This is a genomic window from Pseudomonas sp. LBUM1668 (assembly GCF_059695715.1).
This window is the reverse complement of record NZ_CP166787.1, coordinates 969681-993969: the sequence shown is the minus strand read 5'-3', so window position 1 is coordinate 993969 and position 24289 is coordinate 969681. Positions and strand designations below refer to the sequence as shown.

Genomic DNA, 24289 nt, shown 5'->3' with positions numbered 1-24289 from the left:
TGTAAACTTCGTATCACCGCCAACCATCTTGCAGCTTGAAGCTCGTCGCTTGAAGCTGTCTCGCAGAGACTCCCATGAACGAGCAACAACGCCTCGAACTCGAAGCCGCCGCCTTCCGCCGACTGGTCGCGCACCTGGACAGCCGCAAGGATGTGCAGAACATCGACCTGATGAACCTCGCCGGGTTCTGCCGCAACTGCCTGTCGAAGTGGTACAAGGCCGAAGCCGATGAGCGCCAGATCGAGGTCAGCCTCGACGACGCCCGCGAAGTGGTTTACGGCATGCCGTACGCCGAGTGGAAAGCCCAATTTCAGCAAGAAGCCAGCGCTGAGCAACAAGCAGCGTTCGCCAAAGGAAAAACCCATGAGTGACCTGAACACCCTGCGCGCCAGCCTAAAGAGCGGCGAACACGCTTTCGCCGACACCCTGGCGTTCATCGCCGCGGGCTATGACTACCAGCCTCAAGCGTTCAACAACGGTGGCGTGGAAAACGCCGCCGGGCAGAACGAAGGCTCGTGCAAGACCCTGGGTCTGGCATTGCTGGAAGGCTTGAGTGACGAGGAAGCGCTGCTGGCGTTCGGCGAGCATTACCGCTCGGTAGTGGCCACGCCTGAGGGCAGTGATCACGGCAATATCCGCGCGTTGATCGCGAAGGGTCTGGCGGGCGTGAAGTTCGAAACACAACCCCTGACCCGTCGCTGATTTCGATCTGTAAACACAATCCCCTGTAGGAGTGAGCCTGCTCGCGATAGCGCTGTGTCAGTCGATACATAAGCTGAATGTAAAACCGCTATCGCGAGCAGGCTCACTCCTACATTGGAATCGCGTCGCGCCTGAAATAACGGGCATAAAAAAACCGGCCGAAGCCGGTTTTTTTGTGCCTGCGATCTTAGAACGAAGCGTTCTGCAGACCGTCCAGGTAACGCTCGGTATCCAGTGCCGCCATGCAACCGGCGCCGGCCGAGGTGATGGCCTGACGGTAAACGTGGTCGGCCACGTCACCGGCAGCGAAGATGCCTTCAACGTTAGTGGCGGTGGCGTTGCCTTCACGGCCGCCCTGCACGATCAGATAGCCGTCCTTCAAATCCAGCTGACCTTCGAACAGAGAAGTGTTCGGGGTATGGCCGATGGCGATGAACACGCCGTCAACGGTGATTTCGTCGAAGCTGCCGTCATTGTTCTTCAGACGCGCACCGGTCACGCCCATGTTGTCGCCCAACACTTCGTCGAGGGTGGCGTTGAGCTTGAGGATGATCTTGCCTTCAGCCACGCGAGCGTTGAGCTTGTCGATCAAGATCTTCTCGGCGCGGAAGGTTTCGCGACGGTGGATCAGGGTCACGGTGCTGGCGATGTTGGCCAGGTACAGGGCCTCTTCAACAGCGGTGTTACCGCCGCCAACCACTGCAACCGGTTTGTTGCGGTAGAAGAAACCGTCGCAGGTCGCGCAGGCCGAAACGCCTTTGCCCATGAACGCTTCTTCCGACGGCAGGCCCAGGTAACGAGCGCTGGCACCGGTGGCGATGATCAGGGCGTCGCAGGTGTAAGTCGCGCTGTCGCCGGTCAGGCTGTAAGGCTTGGAAGCGAAGTCGACGGCATTGATGTGATCGAAAACGATCTCGGTTTCAAAACGCTCGGCGTGCTCGCGCATGCGCTCCATCAGCACCGGACCGGTCAGACCGTGGACGTCGCCCGGCCAGTTGTCGACTTCGGTGGTGGTGGTCAGTTGACCGCCAGCCTGCATGCCGGTGATCAGCAGTGGCTTGAGGTTGGCACGTGCGGCATACACCGCAGCGCTGTAACCGGCAGGACCGGAACCGAGAATGATCACTCGCGAATGACGGACTTCAGACATGAATCTGCTCCTGTTGACCGGCCAATACAGCTGGCGCGGACGCCGGACTGCCGGCGGAATAAAAAAGGACTGTGGATAACCTTGGGGAAGGCATGAACTCGACAGTCCTGTAAAAAGTTGGGTGCAGCGTATCGAGGGGGGCAAGATTAAGGAAATACGGTTTAACAATCCAGCTCATAGGTGGTCTCTATGCCGAGACACTGACGAGATGGACGTCTTTGTTACAGTGAATGTCGATCGCTCTGCCGCGCTTTCGCACGTGGTGCAAAGTCGGTAAGGTCGGCGCGTTTTCCCTTGCTCGGAGCACCTTATGCCCGCCCCTGTTCTGTCCGGCCCGCAATACCTGCGCGAAGGCCTCAAACTGGTTCTCAGTCCGGGCCTGCGCCTGTTCGTGTTGCTGCCGCTGGCGATCAACCTGGTGCTGTTCGTCGGATTGATCTATCTGGCCGGCCACCAGTTCAGCCTGTGGGTCGACACGCTGATGCCATCGCTGCCCGAGTGGCTGAGTTTCCTCAGCTACGTTCTCTGGCCGCTGTTCGTGGTGCTGGTGGCATTGATGGTGTTTTTCACGTTCACCATGCTAGCCAATATCATTGCTGCGCCGTTTAACGGTTTCCTCGCGGAAAAAGTCGAAGTGGTGGTGCGTGGCACCGACGACTTCCCGGCCTTCAGCTGGGGCGAACTGATCGCCATGGTCCCGCGTACCCTCGCCCGGGAAATGCGCAAGCTCGGCTACTTCCTGCCTCGGGCGATCGGCCTGTTCATTCTCTCGTTCATCCCCGTGGTGAACATCGTCGCCGCACCGCTGTGGCTGTTGTTCGGCGTGTGGATGATGGCGATCCAGTACATCGACTACCCGGCGGACAACCACAAACTGGGCTGGAACGAAATGCTCGCTTGGCTGCGCGAAAAGCGCTGGCAGAGCATGAGTTTCGGCGGGATCGTTTATCTGGTGTTGCTGATTCCGGTGGTCAACATCCTCATGATGCCGGCCGCCGTGGCCGGGGCGACGCTGTTCTGGGTGCGTGAGCGCGGTGCCGAGAATCTCGTGACCCAGCGCTAACGCGGCGTCACAAATCCATCATCCGAACGTCACAAGCTCGACATGGCCTCAGCCGACACTGGGGTCATGACGACAGCTCTACATATCACTCTGATCAGCGAAACCTTCCCACCGGAAATCAACGGCGTGGCCAATACCCTTGGCCGCTTGTGCGATGGATTGCGTGCGCGCGGACATCGGGTCGACCTGATACGCCCACGTCAGCCTGATGATCCGCAGCGTACTGAAGACGATGCCTTGCTCTTGTGCCGGGGCTGGCCGCTGCCGGGCTATCCCGGATTGCAATGGGGCCAATCGTCGATGCACAAGTTGCTGCGGCGCTGGAAGCGCCAGCGTCCGGACGTGCTGTACATCGCCACCGAAGGCCCGCTCGGTCTGTCGGCGTTGCGAGCGGCGCGACGACTGGGGATTTCGGTGGTCAGTGGCTTTCATACCAATTTCCAGCAATACACCAGCCAATACGGCCTCGGCCTGCTGACGCGGCTCCTGACGCATTATTTGCGCTGGTTTCACAACCGTTCGGCGCTGACGCTGGTGCCGAGTATCAGTCAGCGACTGGAACTGGAGCGGCGGCATTTCGAGCGACTGGCGTTGTTGTCCCGAGGGGTGGACAGCCAGTTGTTTCATCCGGCCAAACGCCTGAATGCCCTGCGTGAGCAATGGGGACTGGGCGAGCGCGATATTGCGGTGATTCACGTAGGAAGGCTCGCACCAGAGAAAAACCTCGGTTTGCTCAAACGCTGCTTTGAAAAGCTGCGCGAAACTTATCCACAACGCACTCTGAAGCTGATCGTGGTCGGCGACGGGCCGCAACGCATGGCACTGGAGAGGGATCTGCCCGAGGCGATTTTCTGCGGGTCGCAGCGCGGCGAAGCGCTGGCCGCGCACTATGCATCCGGCGATGTGTTTCTGTTCCCGAGCCTGACCGAAACCTTTGGCAATGTCGTGCTCGAAGCGCTGGCCTCAGGGCTTGGCGTGGTGGCCTACGATCAGGCAGCGGCAGCGCAGCATATTCGCCATGGCTACAGCGGCGTGCTGGCGATGCCGGGCGATGAAGAGGCGTTTTGCGATGCGGCGGTATGGTTGTTGGAGAAATATGAAACGTTGCGCTGCGTGCGGCTGAATGCGCGCCAACATGCGAGTCGCCAAGGGTGGGCGGCGATTATCGAGCAGTTTGAAGGTCATTTGCGGGGGGCTTGTGTCGGGGAGTTGGTGGTGCCGAATGCACCGACATTGCCCTGAATCTTTGCTGACTCTGAAGCAGCCATCGCGAGCAGGCTCACTCCTACAATTAACCGCGTTCTTCCTGAGGAAGTGCGATTCAATGTAGGAGTGAGCCTGCTCGCGATGGCGTCAGTGCTGGTTAGCGCTTAAACCAGTGTCATCAACGCCTCACGGCTGAACGGCAGAATGTCCTGCTCACGCCCTTCGCGCACTTTCAGTGCCCAGTCCGGATCGACCAGCAGTGCGCGCCCCACCGCTACCAGATCGAATTCCTCTTTGTTCAGACGCTCAAGCAGGTTCTCCAAACTGGCCGGTTCTGCGATCTTGTCGGTGTTGACCATGAACTGCAGGAACTCGCCATCCAGGCCTACGCTGCCGACGGTGATGGTCGGTTTGCCGGTCAGTTTGCGCGTCCAGCCAGCCAGGTTCAGCTCGGAGCCATCGAATTCCGGCTCCCAGAAACGCCGCGTCGAGCAGTGGAAAATGTCCACGCCAGCGTCGGACAACGGCGCGAGGAATTCACCCAAGGCTTCCGGGGTTTGCACCAGCCGCGCGGTGTAATCCTGCTGTTTCCATTGCGAGAAACGGAAGATGATCGGGAAACCTTCGCCCACCGCTGCACGCACAGCCTGAATCAGCTCGATGGCAAAACGCGAACGGTTGGCCAGGCTGCCGCCGTATTCGTCAGTGCGCTGGTTGCTGCCTTCCCAGAAGAACTGGTCGACCAGATAACCATGGGCGCCGTGGATTTCCACGCCGTCCATGCCGATGCTTTGGGCATCCTTGGCCGCTTGGGCGAAGGCGCCGATCACGTCCTGGATGTCCTGCTTGGTCATGCCGTGCACGACGACCTGACCGTCCTTGAGTTTTTCCGTCGGGCCATAAGCCGGCACGCTGGCGTCCGGTTCGGTGCCGATGCGGCGCACGCTACCGACGTGCCAGAGCTGTGGAACGATCTTGCCGCCCTCGGCATGCACCGCGTCGACGACTTTTTTCCAACCGGCCAAGGGTGCTTCACCAAAGAACTGCGGCACATTCGGGTAACCGTTGGACGCAATATGGCCGACGGTCGTGCCTTCGGTGATGATCAGGCCAACGCCGGCAGCAGCGCGACGACGGTAGTACTCGATGACTTTGGAGTTCGGTACGCCGCCCGGAGAAAACGAACGGGTCATCGGCGCCATGACCACACGGGTCGGCAGTTCGAGAGTGCCGAGGTGGAACGGTTTGAACAGGGCTTGAACCGGCATGGGAAGACTCCGCAGGAAATGACTTTATGACGGCGATAATATGGACAGGCGAAGCCTTTGAACAGCACTATTGATTTGGGTGATCAAGGATTAGAAACGAAAAGATCGCAGCCTTCGGCAGCTCCCACACAATCGAATGCAAGCCAAACGAAAAGATCGGAGCGCCAGCAGTCCCCTGTAAGAGCTGCCGAAGGCTCGGGCTGCGATCGGACGATCTCTTGATCTTGAGGGTTTTAGCCCAGCGCTTTCTCGATGGCAGCAATCACCGTCGGATCATCCGGCGCCGTGCGCGGCGAGAACCGGGCCAGCACGCGACCGTCCTTGCCAAGCAGGAACTTCTCGAAATTCCAGGTGATGTCACCGGGAAATTCCGCGCCCTCGCCCGCCAGCAGCCGATAGAGCTGATGACGCTCGTGACCGTTGACTTCGAGCTTGCTCGACAACGGGAACGTCACGCCGTAGTTGAGGCTGCAGAAATCCTGGATTTCCTGCTCGGTGCCTGGCTCCTGACCGGCAAACTGGTTGCACGGCAGGCCCAATACACTGAAACCTTTACCTTTGAATTGCTGGTAGAGGTTTTCCAGCGCCGCGTACTGTGGGGTCAACCCGCATTTGGAGGCGACGTTGACCACCAGCACGACTTGGCCCTTGAAGGGCGCCAGCGGTAGCTCCTGACCATCCAGGGCTGTCAACTTAAGGTCGTGAAAAGCACTCATGACGAACTCCAGATTCCCGTGTTCTACTCGAAACAGCCACTTGGCGAGACCACCAAGGACAGCCGCGGACTGAAAAAGGCGCCCGCAGGCGCCTCTCCAGTACTCGAAGCTTAGCGCAGAAAATCAGTGCTGATGGCCACCTTCGCCATGGACGTGACCATGAGCGACTTCTTCCTGGCTGGCGTCACGGATAGCAACGATCTTCACTTTGAAGTTCAGGCGCTGACCGGCCAGTGGGTGGTTGCCGTCGACGGTGACGTCGTCGCCGTCGAGGTCACGAATGGTGACGATTTGCATCTGGCCGTCCGGCGCCGAAGCGTGGAACTGCATGCCGACTTCCAGCTCGTCAACGCCTTCGAACATGCTGCGGCTCAGGGTGCTGACCAGTTCGGCAGCGTATTCGCCGTAAGCGTCTTCCGGCTCAACGGATACTTCCAGTTCATCACCAACAGCTTTGCCTTCCAGGGCTTTTTCCAGGCCCGGGATGATGTTGCCTGCGCCTTGCAGGTAGACCAGCGGTGCGCCGCCGGCGGAGCTGTCGATGACCTCACCAGCGTCGTTGGTCAGGGTATAGTCGATGGAGACAGCCTTATTGGCGGCGATCAGCATGGGGCGAGACCTTTTGCAGAAGAATATAGAAAGGCCAAGTTTAGCGAAGCAATCGCGCGAAAGCGAACACAACCCGGACAAACGGGATTCGACGATTACCGGCTTCCATCAGGACGAGGACGGTCACTGGGTGGCCGAGCTTTCCTGTGGCCACACTCAGCACCTGCGCCACCAGCCACCGTGGCAATCGCGCGCGTGGGTGCTGGACCCGGCGCAACGTATTGAAAAAATAGGCCAACCCTTTGCCTGCGGTTGGTGCGCTCAAGGCTCGGTTAGCGATAACCTTGGCGACTGAATTTCGGCAGATTGTCAGAGATAGATGATCGCCATTGCCATGCACCCTTAGAGAATTCGCATGCAAACTTTTTTTATCGCGCCCACCGATTTTGGTGTGGGTCTGACCTCCATCAGCCTCGGGCTGGTGCGCACGCTGGAGCGGGCCGGGCTGAAAGTCGGTTTTTTCAAACCGATCGCCCAACCGCATCCGGGCGACACCGGCCCTGAGCGCTCCACCGAACTGATGGCGCGCACCCACGGCCTGAAACCACCACAGCCGCTGGGTCTGGCCCATGTCGAGCGAATGCTGGGCGATGGCCAGCTCGATGAGCTGCTCGAAGAAATCATCACCCTGTATCAGCAAGCAGCCGTCGGCAAAGACGTGCTGGTGGTTGAAGGCATGGTGCCGACCCGCAGCGCCAGTTACGCCGCACGGGTCAACCTGCACCTGGCGAAAAGTCTGGATGCCGAAGTGATTCTGGTCTCGGCGCCGGAAAACGAAGTGCTCGCCGAACTCTCCGGCCGCGTCGAATTGCAGGCGCAATTGTTCGGTGGTCCGAAAGACCCGAAAGTCCTCGGCGTGATCCTCAACAAGGTCAAGACCGACGAGAGCATGGAAGCGTTTGCTTCGCGCCTGAAGGAACATTCGCCATTACTGCGCAGCGGTGATTTCCGTCTACTCGGCTGCATCCCGTTCCAGCCTGAACTCAATGCACCGCGGACCCGCGACGTCGCCGACCTGATGGGCGCACAGGTGCTCAACGCCGGCGACTATGAAACCCGCCGCATGACCAAAATCATCATTTGCGCACGGACCATGCGCAACACCGTCGAGCTGCTCAAGCCCGGCGTGCTGGTGGTAACGCCGGGGGATCGCGACGACATCATCCTTGCGGTCAGCCTCGCGGCAATCAACGGCGTGCCGCTGGCCGGTCTGCTGCTGACCAGCGACACCCTGCCCGATCCGCGCATCATGGACTTGTGCCGTGGCGCCTTGCAGGCCGGTTTACCCGTGTTGTCGGTGAGCACGGGTTCCTACGACACCGCCAACCTGCTCAACGGCTTGAACAAGGAAATCCCGATCGATGACCGCGAGCGAGCGGAGATCATCACCGATTTCGTCGCCAGCCACCTCGACGCCAACTGGCTGCACCAGCGCTGCGGTACGCCACGCGAGATGCGCCTGTCGCCGGCGGTGTTCCGTTATCAACTGATTCAGCGCGCCCAGGCCGCCAACAAACGCATCGTCCTGCCTGAAGGCAGCGAGCCGTTCACCGTGCAAGCGGCGGCAATTTGTCAGGAACGCGGGATAGCTCGTTGTGTGTTGCTGGCCAAACCCGAAGACGTCGAAGCGGTCGCCCGCGCCCAAGGCATCGTGTTGCCGCCGGGGCTGGAGATTCTCGATCCGGATCTGATCCGCGAGCGCTACGTCGAGCCGATGGTTGCCTTGCGCAAAACCAAAAGCCTCAACGCGCCAATGGCCGAGCAGCAACTGGAAGACACCGTGGTGATTGGCACCATGATGCTCGCGCTGGATGAAGTCGACGGCCTGGTTTCCGGCGTGATCAACACCACCGCCAACACCATCCGCCCGGCCCTGCAGCTTATTAAAACGGCGCCGGGCTGCACGCTGGTGTCGTCGGTGTTCTTCATGCTGTTCCCGGAGGAAGTGCTGGTCTACGGCGACTGCGTGATGAACCCGCACCCGAGCGCCACCGAACTGGCCGAGATTGCCCTGCAAAGCGCCGACTCGGCGGCGGCATTCGGCATCACCCCGCGCGTGGCGATGATCAGTTACTCCAGCGGCGAATCGGCCACCGGCGAGGAAGTCGAGAAAGTCCGCGAGGCCACCCTGCTCGCCCATGAACAACAGCACACATTGCTGATCGACGGCCCGCTGCAATACGACGCCGCCGCCAACGAAACCGTCGCCCGGCAACTGGCGCCGAACAGTCCGGTGGCCGGTCGCGCCACAGTGTTTGTGTTCCCCGATCTGAACACCGGCAACACCACGCACAAAGCCGTACAGCGTAGCGCCGACTGCGTCAGCCTCGGCCCGATGCTGCAAGGCCTGCGCAAACCGGTGAACGACCTGCCGCGCGGCGCGCAAGTCGATGACATCGTCTACACCATCGCCCTCACCGCGATTCAAGCCGCCAACCGACCTATGGATGTGTAAATGCTGGATTTCCTACCTGCACCGCTGCGCGGCGTGATCGCCTCACTGTTGTTGGCGCTCAATACGATTCTGCTGTGTTCGTTCCTGTTCTGCGTGGCGCTGATCAAGGCCTTGCCGTTCGCCTTCACCCAGCGCATCGCTGGTTGGCTGATGAGCCACACCCACGAAGCGTGGATCAGCAATAACAAGGGCTGGATGAACCTGGTGCGCCGCACGCGCTGGCACCTCAGCGGCCTGCAAGGCCTCGACTACAACCACTCCTATCTGATCACCAGCAACCATCAGAGCTGGGTCGACATTCTGGTGCTGCAATACGTACTCAACCGTCGCATCCAGCCGCTGAAGTTCTTCCTCAAGCAAGAACTGATCTGGGTGCCGGTGATTGGTCTGGCGTGGTGGGCGCTGGGCTTCCCGTTCATGAAGCGCTACTCCAAGGCCTATCTGGAAAAACACCCGGAGAAAAAAGGCAAAGACCTCGAAACCACCCGCAAAACCTGCGCGAAATTTCGTAACAACCCGGTGGGAATTTTCAACTTCGTCGAAGGCACGCGCTTCACTGACGGCAAACATGCGCAGCAGCAGTCACCGTTCAAATACCTGCTCAAGCCCAAGGCTGGCGGCATTGCGTTTGTGCTGGATGCGATGGGCGAACAGCTGGAGTCGATCGTCAACGTGACCATCCACTACCCAGCCGGACGTCCGGGGTTCTGGGATTTGCTGTGCGGCAACGTGCGAGATGTAGTGGTGCATTTTGAAGAGCTGAAGATTCCTCAGCAGTTCATCGGCAAGAATTACGATCAGGACGGTGAGTATCGTTTGCAGTTTCAGGGCTGGATCAATCAGCTGTGGCTGGACAAGGATGCGTTGCTGGAACAGATGCACCGCGAATACCCAAAGAATTAAAGATCAAAAGATCGCAGCCTTCGGCAGCTCCTACATTAGATCGGCGTACACCCTGTAGGAGCTGCCGAAGGCTGCGATCTTTTGACATTCTCAAAGCGACAAAAAAAGCCCGCCGATGATTGCTCATCGGCGGGCTTTTTCTTGCAGCTCGAAGCTAGAAGCTTGCAGCTGCTTCTGTCTTAGATCGCGCCACGTTTGCGCAGCAGATCCAGCACTTGCTTGACGCTTTCTTCCAGACTCAGCGTCTGCGTGTCGATCACCAGATCAGCATTCAGCGGCACGTCATACGGGAAGGATTCGCCCGGGATGTTGTCGCTACCGGCGGCATACAAACCTTGCGGATCACGCTCTGCACACACCGTCGGCGAAGCCTGCACATAGACCGTCAGCAGACGCTCCTTACCGATCAGTTCCTTGGCCTGCTCACGACCTTCGGCACTCGGTGCCACAAACGCTGCCAGAGTCAGCAAACCAGCTTCGTTAAACTGACGCGCCACATGCGCAGCACGACGCCAGTTCTCGGTGCGCCCGGCACGATCCTGCGGCAGGCCTTTGTTCAGATCCTGACGCAGATTCTGACCATCCAGCACAAACACCGCACGACCGAGGTCAAACAACTTGCGCTCGACCGCATAAGCCAGCGTGCTCTTGCCCGCGCCCGACAGACCGCTGAACAGCACGGTGGCCGGTTGCTGACCAAAGCGCTGCGCACGCTCTTCAGTCGCCACATGCGCCAGTTTGCCGTGGTGTGTCGTGGTGCCATGCGAAACAGGCTGAGCGACGATCATGCCAGCGCCAACGGTGCCGTTGGTCAAACGATCGATGATGATGAACGCGCCGGTGGTGCGGTTGCTTTCGTAACCGTCGAGGGCAATCGGCGCATCAAGCGCGATCCTGACCTTGCCGATTTCGTTGAGCTGCAACGCGCTCGCCGGACCTTCTTCCAACGTGTTCACGTCGACCTTGTTAATGATGCTGGCAATCGAGCCCGGCACGTAACTGGTCGCGCGTTTGATGTCGTACTTCTTGCCCGGCAGCATCGGCTCTTCAGCCATCCACACCAGCATCGCTTCGAAGCTGTCGGTGACCGGCGGCACATTGTCGGCATGCACCAACAGATCGCCGCGGGAGATGTCGATTTCGTCTTCCATGGTCAGCGTCACCGCTTGACCAGGACCCGCATGCTCCAGTTCACCTTCGAAAGTGACAATGGATTTGACGCGGCTGCTCTTGCCCGACGGCAGCACCACGACCTCGTCACCCTTCTTGACGATGCCGCTGGCGAGGGTGCCGGCGAAGCCGCGGAAGTTCAGGTTCGGACGGTTGACGTACTGCACCGGGAAACGCAGATCGGTGAAGTTGCGGTCGCCCGCCACTTCCACAGTCTCGAGAATTTCCATCAGCGACTGGCCGGTGTACCACGGCGAGCGCTCGGACTTGTTCACCACGTTGTCGCCCTTGAGGGCAGACATCGGCACGAAGTGCATGCTGGTCGGCTTCATCTTCAAGCCTTCAGCGAACTTCAGGTAGTCGGCCTTGATCGACTCGAACACACCTTCGTCGAAGTCTTTGAGGTCCATCTTGTTGATGGCGACAACGATATGTTTGATGCCCAGCAACGAGGCGATGAAGCTGTGGCGACGGGTCTGGGTCTGCACGCCGTAACGGGCGTCGACCAGGATGATCGCCAGGTCACAGGTAGACGCACCGGTGGCCATGTTGCGGGTGTACTGCTCATGGCCGGGGGTGTCGGCGATGATGAATTTGCGTTTGGCGGTGGAGAAATAGCGGTAGGCGACATCGATGGTGATGCCCTGCTCACGCTCGGCCTGCAGGCCGTCGACCAGCAATGCCAGGTCGATGTCATCGCCAGTGGTGCCGACTTTTTTAGAGTCGCGAGTGATGGCTTCCAGATGATCTTCGTAGATCATTTTGGAGTCGTGCAGCAGACGCCCGATCAGGGTGCTCTTGCCGTCATCGACGTTACCGCAGGTCAGAAAGCGCAGCAGCTCTTTACGTTCGTGCTGGCCCAGGTAGGCGAGGATGTCCTCGCTGATCAAATCAGATACGTGCGACATGACAACCCCTTAGAAATAACCCTGACGTTTTTTGTCTTCCATGGAGCCTGCGCCATCGTGGTCGATGACCCGGCCCTGGCGCTCGGAAGTTCGCGTCAGGAGCATTTCCTGAATGATGTCCGTGAGGCTTTCGGCCTCGGACTCCACCGCGCCCGTCAACGGGTAGCAACCAAGGGTACGGAAACGCACTTTCTTTTTGACGATGCGCGCTTTGTCTTCGTCGGACAGGTGCTCGAGGATGCGCTCGTCGTCGATCATGATCAGCGTGCCGTTCTTCTCGATCACTTCACGCTCGGCGGCGAAGTACAGCGGCACAATCGGGATGCCTTCGAGGTAGATGTACTGCCAGATGTCCAGCTCGGTCCAGTTCGACAACGGGAACACACGAATGGATTCGCCCTTGTTGACCTTGCCGTTGTAGACGTTCCACAGCTCTGGGCGCTGGTTTTTCGGGTCCCAGCGGTGCTTGCTGTCGCGGAACGAATACACGCGCTCTTTGGCGCGGGACTTCTCTTCATCGCGACGGGCACCGCCGAACGCTGCGTCGAAACCATGCTTGTCGAGCGCCTGTTTCAGGCCCTCGGTTTTCATGATGTCGGTGTGCTTGGCGCTGCCGTGGGTGAACGGGTTGATGTTCTGCGCCACGCCATCCGGGTTGATGTGCGTGATCAGGTCCAGGCCAAGCTCTTCGACCATCTTGTCGCGGAACTTGTACATTTCCTGGAATTTCCAGCGGGTGTCGACGTGCATCACCGGAAACGGCAGTTTGCCCGGGAAGAACGCCTTGCGTGCCAGGTGCAGCATCACGGCGGAGTCTTTACCGATGGAGTACAGCATCACCGGGTTATCGAACTCGGCGGCCACCTCGCGGATGATGTGGATGCTTTCCGCCTCCAGCTGTTTCAGATGCGTCAGTTTGTCGACCATGGCTACTCACGAAAGCTTTCTTATGAACGGCCAGCGGGCCGTGTTCGAGCGGGGAATCCTAGCACAGCGACCTCTTCTAATCAGGACGCTAACTAGAACGAAAGGGCATATGAATATGCCTCACAGTTCGGCCAACCCGCCCCTGTAGGAGCTGCCGAAGGCTGCGATCTTTTGATCTGGCCTTTTAAAAAACAAGAGCAAAAGATCGCAGCCTTCGGCAGCTCCTACAGGGGAGGGAGTCAGATCGGGTTGGGGATGTCGATGAAGATGTGTTCGACGGCGAAGCGTTTTGCCAAGTAGTCGCCCAGAGCCTGCACGCCGTAACGCTCGGTGGCGTGGTGGCCGGCGGCGATGAAACTGATGTCGTTTTCCCGGGCGCTGTGGAATGTCTGCTCGGAAGCTTCACCGCTGAGAAACAGATCGACACCCGCCGCCACGCCGTGATCGATGTATCCCTGACCACCGCCAGTGCACCAGCCAACCCGTCGGATCATCCCGCTGCCTTCAACCAGCAGCGGTTCACGGCCCATCACTTCCTGAACCTTGCGGGCGAAATCGCGCGGGGTCATTGGCTCGTTAAGCGAACCGACCAAGCCGACAATTTTCAGATTGTCCGGATCCAGCGGCCCTTCGACGGTGATGTCCAACTGACGCGCCAACTGCACGTTGTTGCCAACATCCGGGTGCAGATCCAGCGGCAAATGGTAGGCGAGCAAGCTGATGTCGTGCTTGAGCAAAGTCTTCAAACGACGCTGCTTCATGCCCGTGACGCAGGGGTTTTCGCCTTTCCAGAAGTAACCGTGGTGCACCAGCACCAGATCGGCCTCGGCCTCGACGGCGGCATCGAGCAACGCCTGGCTCGCGGTGACGCCGCTGACGATGCGCATCACTTGCGGACGGCCTTCGACCTGCAAGCCGTTGGGGCAATAATCGGCAATTTTTGCACTGGCCAGGTATCGGTCGGCTTCTTCGACGAGGGTGCTGAGGGCAACGGCCATGAAAGACTCCTAAATATCCCGTTCAGAGGCACGCGCGGCCTCGTATAATGCGCGACATTATGGGCGGTCTGACTTCGCCTGCAACTTTTCCAGGACGTGCTTAATGTTCAAGGCGCTGCGTTTTTTTGGCTGGCCATTGTTGGCCGGTGTGCTTATCGCTCTGTTGATTATTCAGCGATACCCGCAGTGGGTCGGGCTGCCGAGCCTCGACGTCAACCTGCAACAGGCGCCGCAGACCACCCGCGTGCAGCAGGGGCCGGTGTCCTATGCGGATGCGGTGACGATCGCCGCGCCATCGGTGGTCAACCTGTACACCACCAAAGTCATCAACAAGCCGGCGCATCCTTTATTCGAGGATCCACAGTTCCGCCGTTTCTTTGGTGACAACTCGCCGAAGCAGAAGCGCATGGAGTCGAGCCTCGGTTCCGGCGTGATCATGAGCCCGGAAGGCTACATCCTGACCAACAACCACGTCACCAGCGGCGCCGACCAGATCGTCGTAGCGCTCAAGGATGGCCGGGAAACCCTGGCCCGAGTGATCGGCAGCGACCCGGAAACCGATCTCGCCGTCCTGAAAATCGACTTGAAAAACCTGCCAGCGATCACTGTCGGCCGTTCCGACAGCATCCGCATCGGCGACGTTGCGCTGGCCATCGGCAACCCGTTCGGCGTCGGCCAGACCGTGACCATGGGCATCATCAGCGCCACCGGGCGTAATCAGTTGGGCCTGAACAACTACGAAGACTTCATCCAGACCGACGCGGCGATCAACCCGGGCAACTCCGGCGGTGCACTGGTGGATGCCAACGGCAACCTCACCGGCATCAACACGGCGATTTTCTCCAAGTCCGGTGGCTCGCAGGGCATCGGTTTTGCCATCCCGGTGAAACTGGCGATGGAAGTGATGAAGTCGATCATCGAGCACGGGCAGGTAATTCGCGGCTGGCTCGGCATCGAAGTGCAGCCATTGACTCAGGAACTGGCCGAATCGTTTGGTCTGTCCGGGCGTCCGGGCATTGTCGTCGCCGGGATCTTTCGCGACGGCCCGGCACAGAAGGCCGGCCTGCAACTGGGCGACGTGATTCTAAGCATTGATGGCGAACCGGCCGGCGATGGTCGTCGCTCGATGAACCAGGTCGCGCGGATCAAACCGACCGACAAGGTCACGATTCAAGTGATGCGTAACGGCAAGGAGATCAAGCTCTCGGCGGAAATCGGCCTGCGTCCACCGCCGGCGCCGGTGAAGGAAAAACAAGAGTAAAAAATTATTCGCGTCGACGGCGCGAATAAAAGACATTCTCAAAAGGCATGTTATATTGTTTCAATCTAACGATTGGAACAACATAACATGTCGTCTCGAACAAAGGCCTCCCTGCTTGGCCTGACTCTCGGTCTACCCCTTGCTTTGCTGGGCGATGCGGCCTTTGCCGAAGAGTCGCAACCGCTCGAACTGGACGCGATCAGCGTTACCTCCGATTACGAATCCCCCACCGGCCCGGTCAAGGGCTACCGTGCCACGCGCTCATCCAGTGCAACCAAAACCGACACCGCGATCCGCGATATCCCGCAGGCAATCAGCGTGGTGCCCGCGAGCGTGCTCAAGGATCTGGGCAGCACCAGCGTCGAGCGCGCGCTGGATTTCGCTGGCGGCGTATCGAAGCAAAACAACTTCGGCGGCCTGACGCTCTACGAATACAGCGTGCGCGGCTTCACCACCTCGGAGTTCTACAAGGACGGTTTCAGCGCCAATCGCGGCTATCCGAGCACACCGGACGCGGCCAATATCGAGCGTATCGAAGTGCTCAAAGGCCCGGCGGCCAGCCTTTATGGCCGTGGCGACCCGGGTGGCACGGTGAACATCGTCACCAAAAAACCACAGCCCGAAGCCTTTACCACGTTGCAGACCAGCGCTGGCAGTTGGGATCGTTATCGCACGGCGCTGGACGTCAACACCCCGCTCGATGAACAGGGTGACGTGCTCTCACGGATCAACCTTGCAGTCGAGGACAACCAGAGCTTTCGCGATCACGTCGACAGCAAACGCGTATTCATCGCGCCCTCGATCAGTTGGCAACTGAACCCGGATACGTCGCTGTTGGTGGAAAGCGAAATCGTCCGCCACAGCTCGACGTTCGACCGTGGCATCGTCGCGCCGAACAATAAGTGGAGCGGTGTTTCACGTTCGACGTTCCTCGGCGAGCCCAACGACGGCAACATCGACAACCACAACAACCTGCTTCAGGCGACGCTCGAGCACCATCTTAACGACAGCTGGAAACTGCGCCTGGCCAGCCATTACAAGGAAGGCAAACTCTGGGGCGATGCCTCTGAAAGTCGCCCGTTGAGCGCCGATGGCCACACCGTCAACCGCCGTTACCGCGAGCGCGATACCAACTGGCACGACAGCATCACTCAACTGGAATTGCGCGGTTTGTTCGACCTCGGCCCATGGCAGCACGAACTGCTGATCGGCAGCGAATACGAGAACTTCCGCAAGAACGAGCGCGTCACCACCCTCGCCGGCGGCCCCTACGCCATCGACATTTACAAACCGATCTACGGCCAGCAGAAACCCAACGGCGCCCGGTCGGGCACTGACACTTTCGAGCACCTCGAAAGCCATGCGCTGAACCTGCAGGATCAAATCGTCTTTACCGACAAATTGCGCGGGATGATCGGCGCACGCTTCGAACACTTCGAACAAAACATCAATGACCACAGCCGCAACGCCAACAGCCGTCAGACCCACGACGCTCTCACCCAGCGCGCCGGCCTGCTCTATCAACTGACGCCGAACACCGGCCTGTTCGCCAACGCCTCGACCTCGTTCAAACCGAACAACGGTCTTGATGCGACCGGCAAATCCTTCGATCCGGAGGAAGGTGTCGGCTACGAAATCGGCATCAAAAACGAACTGTTCGACGAACGTCTGAGCAGCACCCTCGCCTTCTTTCACATCGACAAGGAAAACGTCCTCGCGCTCGACCCGGCCACCGACACCAACCGCGCGATGGGCAAGGCGCGCAGTCGCGGCTTCGATCTGCAGGTGACCGGCCAAGTCACCGATGCCCTGCGGGTGATTGGCGCCTTCGCCTACATCGACGCCGAAGTAACTCAGGGTGACGCCGTGATTCCCACCGGCAGCCGCATCCTCGGCGTGGCCAAACGCAGCGGCAGTCTGCTGGGTGTTTATGAATTTCAGGACGGGCATCTGCGCGGCTCGGATGTTGGCGCAGCTTTCACTTACGTCGGTGACCGCTCGGGCGAATCCGGCAGCGACTTCGAATTGCCGGCCTATCACACCGTCGACCTGCTGGCCCATTACAAGGCCAGCGACAACGTCACCGTCGGCCTGAACCTGAACAACGTTTTCGACGAAAAATACTACGAGCGCTCTTACAGCAACTACTGGGTCAACCCCGGCGAGCCGCGCAATTTCACCGTCAGCCTGTCACTCAATCTGTAAAAGGACGTCACCATGCAATACGGCAAAACCCTGCTGGTCATCGCCGCGCTGTTCGCCGGACAAGCCTCGGCCCACGGCCTGTGGACCGAACAACGGCGCGGCAACATCGAAGTGATCTACGGCCACGGCGCCGAGGACAACGCCTTCAAGGCCCAGAAAATCAGCGGCGCGTGGGCCTATGACGCGGGCGGCAAGATGATCCCGGTGAGCGTCGAGCGCTTGCCCGATCACGCCCGCCTCAAGCCGCTGAAAACACCCGCGGTCATGGCCGTGGCGTTGAATAACGGAATGTGGTCGCAAACCGCTGACAAAAAGTGGATCAACGAAGGTCGCAGCAAAGTACCGGGTGCAGTCGAGGCGACGCAGACGTTCAAGTACAGCCTGGCGATCTATCAACCGGGGGCGAAGCTGCCCAAGCTGGATCAGATCAAGCTGCTGATTCTGCCGGAAGTTGATCCGCTGACCGTCGGCCCGGGCAAATCATTGCCGGTGCGCGTGTTGCTTGATGGCAAACCGGCGGCGGGCGTCAAGTTGATCGGCGATTACCGCAGTGCACCGAATACCCTGAGCACCGAGACTGACAAGGACGGCCGTGCGCAGGTGCTGGTGCGAAATGAAGGGTTGAATGTGATTGCGGCGCAGGTTGAGGTGCCTGTGAAGGACAGTGCTGATGTGAATAGTCGCGGGTTGTTCAGTTCGCTGACGTTTTTGGGTGAACCGCATCACGAATAATCAACACAAATCCCTTGTAGGAGTGAGCCTGCTCGCGATTACGGTATGTCATTCAACTCACATGTTGAATGCTGAAACGCATCGCGAGCAGGCTCACTCCTACAGGGTTCAGCGGTGGCTCAAGGCTCGCCGAGGCCGTCGATCAGCGCCTGATTCTGCTCCGGCGTGCCAATCGAGATCCGCAGGAACTGCGCAATCCGCTCTTGCTTGAAGTGCCGCACAATCACGCCCTGCTCGCGCAGTTTCGCCGCCAACCCTGCCGCATCATGTTGCGGGTGACGGGCAAAAATGAAGTTCGCCGCCGACGGCAACACCTCAAAACCCTTGTCCTGCAATTGCGCGACAACCCACTCGCGACTTTCGATGACCAAACGGCAAGTCTTGTCGAAATACTCACGATCCTCGAATGCCGCCGCCGCGCCGACGTTCGCCAAACGATCAATCGGATAAGAGTTGAAGCTGTTCTTGATGCGCTCCAGCGCCTCGATCAGATCCGGATGCCCCACCGCCAGGCCAACCCGCAGGCCCGCCAACGAACGCGACTTGGACAGGGTCTGCGTCACCAGCAGGTTCGGATAACGATCCACCAGGCTGATCGCCGTTTCACCGCCGAAGTCGATATACGCCTCGTCCACCACGACCACCGAATTCGGGCTGGCGATGAGAATCCGCTCAACCGCATCCAGCGCCAACAGGCAGCCAGTCGGGGCGTTCGGGTTAGGGAAAATGATCCCGCCGTTTGGCTTGGCGTAATCCGCCGGGTTGATCTGGAACTGCGCATCCAGCGGCACCGCGTCGAACTTGATGCCGTACAAACCGCAATACACCGGATAAAAGCTGTAGCTGATGTCCGGGAACAGAATCGGCTGATCGTGTTGCAGCAAGCCGTGGAAGATGTGCGCGAGCACTTCGTCCGAACCGTTGCCGAGGAACACCTGATTGGTCTGCACGCCGTAATAAGTGGCGACGGCGTTTTTCAGCAAATCGCTGTTCGGGTCCGGGTACAGGCGCAGGTTGTCGTTGAGTTCGGTCTGCATTGCCGCCAAGGCTTTTGGCGACGGGCCGTACGGGTTTTCGTTGGTGTTGAGCTTGACCAGCCTGGTCAGCTTCGGCTGTTCGCCCGGCACATAAGGCACCAGATCCTTGACGAACGGGCTCCAGAATTTGCTCATGTTCAGTTCCCCTGACCTTGAAGAAAGTCTTCGTCTTTGATGCGGTATTCGGCGCTACGTGCGTGAGCGCTGAGCGATTCACCACGAGCCAGAACGGACGCAGTCTTGCCCAGTTCGGAAGCACCGGCCTCGGAGCAGAAGATGATCGAGGAACGCTTCTGGAAGTCGTACACACCCAGCGGCGAAGAGAAACGCGCGGTGCCGGAAGTCGGCAGCACGTGGTTCGGGCCTGCGCAGTAATCACCCAGCGCTTCAGAGGTGTGGCGGCCCATGAAGATCGCACCGGCGTGGCGGATCTGCGGCAACCAGGCCTGCGGGTCGGCGACCGACAGTTCAAGGTGTTCTGGCGCAATGCGGTTGGCGACTTCGATGGCCTGGGCCATGTCACGCACGTGAATCAACGCACCGCGGCCATTGATGGAAGTTTCGATGATGGCTGCGCGATCCATGGTCGGCAGCAGCTTGTCGATGCTCGCGGCGACCCTGTCGAGGAACTCGGCGTCGGGGCTGACCAGAATCGCTTGCGCGTCTTCATCGTGCTCGGCCTGGGAGAACAGGTCCATGGCGATCCAGTCCGGGTCGGTCTGACCATCGCACACAACGAGGATTTCCGAAGGGCCGGCGATCATGTCGATGCCAACCTGACCGAAAACGTGGCGCTTGGCGGTGGCGACATAGATATTGCCGGGGCCGACGACCTTATCCACTTTCGGCACGCTTTCGGTGCCATAGGCCAGCGCGGCAACGGCTTGTGCGCCACCGATGGTGAAGACCCGATCGACGCCAGCAATGCACGCGGCAGCGAGCACCAACTCGTTGATTTCACCCCGCGGGGTCGGCACGACCATGACCACTTCGGTCACGCCGGCAACCTTGGCCGGAATCGCGTTCATCAACACCGACGAGGGGTACGACGCCTTGCCGCCCGGCACGTAGAGGCCCGCGCGATCTAGCGGCGTGACCTTCTGGCCCAGCACCGTGCCGTCGGCCTCGGTGTAGCTCCAGGAATCCTGTTTCTGTTTTTCGTGGTAGCTGCGCACGCGGGCCGCGGCTTTTTCCAGCGCTTCACGCTGCGCTACGGTGATGCGGGTCAGGGCCAGTTCCAGGCGTTCGCGCGGCAGGATCAGGTCAGCCATCGAGGCGACATCGAGACCGTCGAACTTCTTGGTGAACTCGACCAACGCCGCGTCGCCACGCTCGCGCACAGCTTTGATGATGTCCAGCACGCGCTGATTGACCGAGTCGTCAGACACACTTTCCCAGCTCAGCAGATGATCCAGATGATGCGCGAAATCCGGGTCAGCAGCGTTGAGTCGGCGAATTGCAGTCGGTGCGGTCATAGCGAGAGCCTCATAGGAATGGCAAAAACTCAGGCGCCCTAACTTAGCAGTCGTTTCCGCTTGGGCACCTGAGATTCTGGCTATGAGGCGGATAGACGGGCGCGACTCAAGGTCGCGCAGGTGAATCAGCCGCGGTGTCGCGATTCCACTGCGTTGCGCAGGGTATCGATCAACGCCTGGATACGGGCGTGTTGCATTTTCATCGAAGCCTTGTTGACCACCAGGCGCGAGCTGATCGTGGCGATCAGTTCCTGAGGTTCCAGGCCGTTGGCGCGCAGGGTGTTGCCGGTGTCGACCACGTCAATGATCTTGTCGGCCAGGCCAATCAGCGGTGCCAGTTCCATCGAACCGTACAGCTTGATGATGTCGACCTGACGGCCCTGCTCGGCGTAGTAACGCTTGGCGACGTTGACGAACTTGGTCGCCACACGCAGGCGGCCCTTTGGCTCGGCGGCGCCGATCTTGCCGGCGGTCATCAGTTTGCACTGGGCAATTTGCAGGTCCAGTGGCTCGTACAAGCCCTGGCCGGTGTATTCCATCAACACGTCTTTACCGGCCACGCCGAGGTCGGCCGCGCCATGCTCGACATAGGTCGGCACGTCGGTGGCGCGCACGATCAGCAGGCGTACGTCTGGCTGCGTCGTGGGGATGATCAGCTTGCGGCTCTTGTCCGGATTCTCGGTCGGCACGATGCCCGCTTCAGCGAGAAGCGGCAGGGTGTCGTCAAGGATGCGGCCCTTGGACAGTGCGATGGTCAACATGGGAAACGTCAGTCCTTATCAAGGTACTCATGTCCGGTCGCAATCGGCGCCGGACACACATCGAGGTTTTCACGGATGAAAACCTCGATTCGAAACGAATTCAACGGACACGTCCCTGTGTCCACATGCAGTTATCAGCCCGGAACGCGACGGATCTTGGCGCCCAGCATCTGCAGTTTTTCTTCGATGCACTCGTAGCCACGGTCGATGTGGTAGATGCGGTCGATCAGCGTATCGCCTTCGGCAACCAGCGCCGAGATCACCAGGCTGGCCGAAGCACGCAGGTCGGTCGCCATTACTGGCGCGCCCTTGAGTTTTTCGATGCCGGTGACGATGGCCGTATTGCCTTCAACCTGGATATGCGCGCCCATGCGGTGCAGCTCGTAGACGTGCATGAAACGGTTTTCGAAGATCGTCTCGATCACCGCACCAGTGCCTTCGGCAATGGCGTTGAGCGAGATGAACTGCGCCTGCATGTCAGTCGGGAACGCCGGGTACGGCGCAGTGCGCACGTTGACCGCTTTCGGACGCTTGCCGTGCATGTTCAGCTCGATCCAGTCTTCACCGCAGGTGATTTCTGCGCCGGCTTCACGGAGTTTTTCCAGAACGGCTTCGAGGATGGTCGGATCGGTGTCCTTGACCTTGACGCGGCCACCGGTCACGGCAGCAGCGACCAGATAGGTGCCGGTTTCGATACGGTCAGGCATGACTTTGTAGAAAGCCGAACCCAGACGCTCGACGCCATCAATGGTGATGGTGTCGGTGCCGGCACCGGAAACCTTGGCGCCCATGGCGTTGAGGAAGTTCGCCAGGTCAACCACTTCAGGCTCGCGGGCGGCGTTCTGCAACACGCTACGGCCCTTGGCCAGAGCAGCAGCCATCATGATGTTTTCGGTACCGGTCACACTGACGGTATCGAAGAAGAAGCTTGCACCGCGCAGACCGCCCTCAGGCGCCTTGGCCTTGATGTAGCCGCCTTCGACGTCGATCACTGCGCCCATGGCTTCGAGGCCACGGATGTGCAGGTCAACCGGACGCGAACCGATGGCGCAACCGCCAGGCAGTGCGACTTCGGCTTCACCGAAACGGGCAACCATCGGGCCAAGCACCAGGATCGAAGCACGCATGGTTTTCACCAGTTCGTACGGGGCGATCAGGGTCTTGATGGTGCGCGGGTCGATTTCGACGCTGAGCTTCTCGTCGATCACCGGCTCGATGCCCATGCGACCGAACAGCTCGATCATGGTGGTGATGTCGTGCAGGTGCGGCAGGTTGGCCACAGTCACCGGGCCATCGCACAACAAAGTGGCGGCCAGGATCGGCAGGGCAGAGTTCTTTGCCCCGGAAATGCGGATCTCGCCATCAAGACGAGCGCCACCGGTAATAATCAATTTATCCATAAGAATCTCGACGCCCTTAGGCTCAGGTGCGCTCGGCCCAGGCCGCGCTGCTGAAAAATTTCATAGTGACCGCATGGATGCTGCCATCGGTGATCCATGGGTTCAAATGGGCATAGATCTGCTGCTGACGCTTCACCGGGCTCAACGCCGCCAGTTCATCGCTAATCACGTTCAGCTGGAAATTGCAGCCTTCGCCCTCAACTTCTACCAACGTTCCGGGCAGCTTTCCTTCTAGGAAGCTCTTCACTTCTACGGCCTGCATGCTCAACCTCAATCGGCGCCCTGTGCGCACGGGTCGGACATCATACAAAAAAGCCCCGCGCCTGCGAACCCCGCATGGCAGGACTCTGACGGGGGGCTTCTTTAATGATGCGGGTTCAGGGTTGCGCCAACAGTTCGGTCAGTTCACTGACCTGAGCAATTTCGCGCATGTCTTCGGGCATCGCGCGGATGCTGACAGCCTTGCCGGCCGCCTGTGCATCGCGCATGAAACACAGCAGCAACGACAAACCGACGCTGCTGGATTTCTTTACGGCCGAGCAGTCGATGACCAGCGAAGACGCCTTGCTGGACTTGATCAGCGCCTGACCTTCCTTGCGCAGATCAGGCCCGGTGCGGTAATCCAGCACTCCGCTGAGCAAGAGCTCGTCAACATCACTCATACGAACTGCGGCCTCATTCATTGCGCTGGCTTCTCGGCAGCTTTTTCGGTGGTTTCCTTGGCCTTGGCCACTTCACCGGCCCAACCGTTGATGGTTGCGTCCAGATTGTTGCCATTGCGCTGCATCGCGTCAGCGAACTGATCACGGAACAGCTTGCCGATGTTGATACCGTTGATGATCACGTTGCGCAGTTTCCACTCGCCGTTGATCTTCTCCAGCGTGTACTGCACAGGATAGACCGCGCCACTGCTGCCCTTGACGGTCATGTTGACGCTGGTGCGATCGCCCGACTCATCCTTGGCAGGGTCAACGGTAATGCCCTGATTGTTGTACTCGAGCAAGGCGTTGCCGTAGAACTGGAACAGGCCCTTCTTGAAGTTCTCCTGGAAGGTTTGCATCTGCGCCGGCGTGGCCTTGCGCGAATACTTCACCGTCATGATGCTTTTGGAAATGCCTTCGGCATCCACCACCGGCCCGACGATGCTGTTGAGCGCCGCGTAGAAATCGGTCGGATCCTGCTTGTATTTCTCTTTGTTGGCAGCCAGATCGGCCAGCAACCGGGTGGTTGTGTCCTGCACCAGATCATGGGCCGAAGTCGCAGCCACGGCGTTACCCATCAAAGGCAGGGCCGCCAGTAACACCAACAGGCTGCGTCGCAAGATAGAGATCATTCAAAAGCTC

The 24289-nt window shown here is 59.5% G+C and carries 24 protein-coding genes; 10 read left to right on the top strand and 14 right to left on the bottom strand.

Going from position 1 to position 24289, the window contains the following annotated elements; genetic code table 11:
* Positions 1-74: 74 nt before the first annotated feature.
* Both ACA061_RS04325 and ACA061_RS04320 read left to right on the top strand, forming a co-directional pair.
* Positions 75-371: a DUF1244 domain-containing protein gene (locus ACA061_RS04325; protein WP_042557694.1), complete on the top strand. Its 297-nt coding sequence runs from the start codon at positions 75-77 to the stop codon at positions 369-371.
* The gene (locus ACA061_RS04320; RefSeq protein WP_210701377.1) at positions 364-702 is read left to right on the top strand and encodes a HopJ type III effector protein; all 339 of its coding nucleotides are present in this window, start codon (positions 364-366) and stop codon (positions 700-702) included. The genes ACA061_RS04325 and ACA061_RS04320 overlap by 8 nt, the downstream gene beginning before the upstream one ends.
* Positions 703-889: 187 nt before the next feature.
* Here the strand turns inward: ACA061_RS04320 and trxB are convergent, their stop codons facing one another.
* Positions 890-1852 (bottom strand): thioredoxin-disulfide reductase, encoded by a 963-nt coding sequence (gene trxB, locus ACA061_RS04315; RefSeq protein WP_497300671.1) that lies wholly within the window; start codon positions 1850-1852, stop codon positions 890-892.
* Between the two features lie 310 nt (positions 1853-2162).
* On the opposite strand from trxB, the gene cysZ reads away from it, so the two are divergent.
* Positions 2163-2915, top strand: coding sequence for a sulfate transporter CysZ (gene cysZ / locus ACA061_RS04310; RefSeq protein ID WP_150604390.1), 753 nt, complete (start codon positions 2163-2165; stop codon positions 2913-2915).
* Positions 2916-2957: 42 nt separating this feature from the next.
* On the top strand, positions 2958-4157 hold the full coding sequence (locus ACA061_RS04305) for a glycosyltransferase family 4 protein (RefSeq protein WP_497300669.1): 1200 nt from the start codon (positions 2958-2960) through the stop codon (positions 4155-4157).
* 128 nt (positions 4158-4285) lie between these two features.
* On the opposite strand, the gene ACA061_RS04300 is transcribed toward ACA061_RS04305, so the two are convergent.
* The 3 genes from ACA061_RS04300 to ACA061_RS04290 form a co-directional block, all read right to left on the bottom strand.
* Positions 4286-5389, bottom strand: a complete 1104-nt coding sequence (locus tag ACA061_RS04300; protein ID WP_150617139.1) for an NADH:flavin oxidoreductase — start codon at positions 5387-5389, stop codon at positions 4286-4288.
* 233 nt (positions 5390-5622) lie between these two features.
* A complete protein-coding gene (locus ACA061_RS04295; RefSeq protein ID WP_042557689.1) occupies positions 5623-6105 on the bottom strand; it encodes a glutathione peroxidase in 483 nt (160 codons plus the stop codon).
* Positions 6106-6228: 123 nt separating this feature from the next.
* Positions 6229-6714 carry an FKBP-type peptidyl-prolyl cis-trans isomerase gene (locus ACA061_RS04290; protein WP_150604393.1) on the bottom strand — a complete coding sequence of 162 codons (486 nt, stop codon included), beginning with the start codon at positions 6712-6714 and terminating at the stop codon, positions 6229-6231.
* On the opposite strand from ACA061_RS04290, the gene ACA061_RS04285 reads away from it, so the two are divergent.
* The 3 genes from ACA061_RS04285 to yihG are packed head-to-tail and all read left to right on the top strand — an operon-like array spanning position 6683 to position 10072.
* On the top strand, positions 6683-7009 hold the full coding sequence (locus ACA061_RS04285; RefSeq protein WP_045122156.1) for a DUF3565 domain-containing protein: 327 nt from the start codon (positions 6683-6685) through the stop codon (positions 7007-7009). The two genes, ACA061_RS04290 and ACA061_RS04285, sit on opposite strands and share 32 nt — an antisense overlap.
* A gap of 60 nt (positions 7010-7069) precedes the next feature.
* The gene (pta, locus tag ACA061_RS04280; RefSeq protein WP_150617138.1) at positions 7070-9169 is read left to right on the top strand and encodes a phosphate acetyltransferase; all 2100 of its coding nucleotides are present in this window, start codon (positions 7070-7072) and stop codon (positions 9167-9169) included.
* Positions 9170-10072, top strand: coding sequence for a 1-acylglycerol-3-phosphate O-acyltransferase, YihG family (gene yihG, locus ACA061_RS04275; protein WP_150604395.1), 903 nt, complete (start codon positions 9170-9172; stop codon positions 10070-10072). It abuts the gene before it with no gap.
* A 179-nt stretch (positions 10073-10251) separates the two neighbouring features.
* Here yihG and cysN read toward each other — a convergent pair whose 3' ends face one another.
* The 3 genes from cysN to ACA061_RS04260 all read right to left on the bottom strand — a co-directional run bounded on the left by cysN (position 10252) and on the right by ACA061_RS04260 (position 14075).
* Complete coding sequence (cysN, locus tag ACA061_RS04270) at positions 10252-12150, bottom strand: sulfate adenylyltransferase subunit CysN (RefSeq protein WP_210554523.1); 1899 nt, start codon at positions 12148-12150, stop codon at positions 10252-10254.
* 9 nt (positions 12151-12159) lie between these two features.
* Positions 12160-13077: a sulfate adenylyltransferase subunit CysD gene (gene cysD, locus ACA061_RS04265; protein ID WP_007912374.1), complete on the bottom strand. Its 918-nt coding sequence runs from the start codon at positions 13075-13077 to the stop codon at positions 12160-12162.
* 239 nt (positions 13078-13316) lie between these two features.
* Positions 13317-14075 carry a Nif3-like dinuclear metal center hexameric protein gene (locus tag ACA061_RS04260; RefSeq protein ID WP_150617136.1) on the bottom strand — a complete coding sequence of 253 codons (759 nt, stop codon included), beginning with the start codon at positions 14073-14075 and terminating at the stop codon, positions 13317-13319.
* A gap of 103 nt (positions 14076-14178) precedes the next feature.
* Between ACA061_RS04260 and algW the strand changes: the two genes are divergently transcribed.
* The 3 genes from algW to ACA061_RS04245 all read left to right on the top strand — a co-directional run bounded on the left by algW (position 14179) and on the right by ACA061_RS04245 (position 18273).
* Positions 14179-15336, top strand: coding sequence for a Do family serine endopeptidase AlgW (gene algW, locus ACA061_RS04255; protein ID WP_150604399.1), 1158 nt, complete (start codon positions 14179-14181; stop codon positions 15334-15336).
* An 87-nt stretch (positions 15337-15423) separates the two neighbouring features.
* Entirely contained in the window at positions 15424-17541 is a 2118-nt protein-coding gene (locus ACA061_RS04250) for a TonB-dependent siderophore receptor (RefSeq protein WP_497300667.1), read from the top strand.
* 12 nt (positions 17542-17553) lie between these two features.
* Positions 17554-18273: a DUF4198 domain-containing protein gene (locus ACA061_RS04245; protein WP_497300666.1), complete on the top strand. Its 720-nt coding sequence runs from the start codon at positions 17554-17556 to the stop codon at positions 18271-18273.
* Between the two features lie 119 nt (positions 18274-18392).
* Here the strand turns inward: ACA061_RS04245 and hisC are convergent, their stop codons facing one another.
* From hisC to ACA061_RS04210, 7 genes are all read right to left on the bottom strand, one after another.
* Complete coding sequence (gene hisC, locus ACA061_RS04240; protein ID WP_497300664.1) at positions 18393-19445, bottom strand: histidinol-phosphate transaminase; 1053 nt, start codon at positions 19443-19445, stop codon at positions 18393-18395.
* 2 nt (positions 19446-19447) lie between these two features.
* A complete protein-coding gene (hisD, locus tag ACA061_RS04235; protein WP_150604403.1) occupies positions 19448-20785 on the bottom strand; it encodes a histidinol dehydrogenase in 1338 nt (445 codons plus the stop codon).
* 125 nt (positions 20786-20910) lie between these two features.
* On the bottom strand, positions 20911-21546 hold the full coding sequence (gene hisG / locus ACA061_RS04230) for an ATP phosphoribosyltransferase (protein WP_008085048.1): 636 nt from the start codon (positions 21544-21546) through the stop codon (positions 20911-20913).
* Positions 21547-21680: 134 nt separating this feature from the next.
* Positions 21681-22946 (bottom strand): UDP-N-acetylglucosamine 1-carboxyvinyltransferase, encoded by a 1266-nt coding sequence (murA, locus tag ACA061_RS04225; RefSeq protein ID WP_150604404.1) that lies wholly within the window; start codon positions 22944-22946, stop codon positions 21681-21683.
* 22 nt (positions 22947-22968) lie between these two features.
* A complete protein-coding gene (locus ACA061_RS04220) occupies positions 22969-23208 on the bottom strand; it encodes a BolA family protein (protein ID WP_007912386.1) in 240 nt (79 codons plus the stop codon).
* 115 nt (positions 23209-23323) lie between these two features.
* Positions 23324-23629 carry an STAS domain-containing protein gene (locus tag ACA061_RS04215; RefSeq protein WP_042557676.1) on the bottom strand — a complete coding sequence of 102 codons (306 nt, stop codon included), beginning with the start codon at positions 23627-23629 and terminating at the stop codon, positions 23324-23326.
* Positions 23626-24279, bottom strand: a complete 654-nt coding sequence (locus ACA061_RS04210; protein ID WP_150604405.1) for an MlaC/ttg2D family ABC transporter substrate-binding protein — start codon at positions 24277-24279, stop codon at positions 23626-23628. Before ACA061_RS04210 ends, ACA061_RS04215 begins: the two co-directional genes overlap by 4 nt.
* Between the last annotated feature and the right edge of the window lie 10 nt (positions 24280-24289).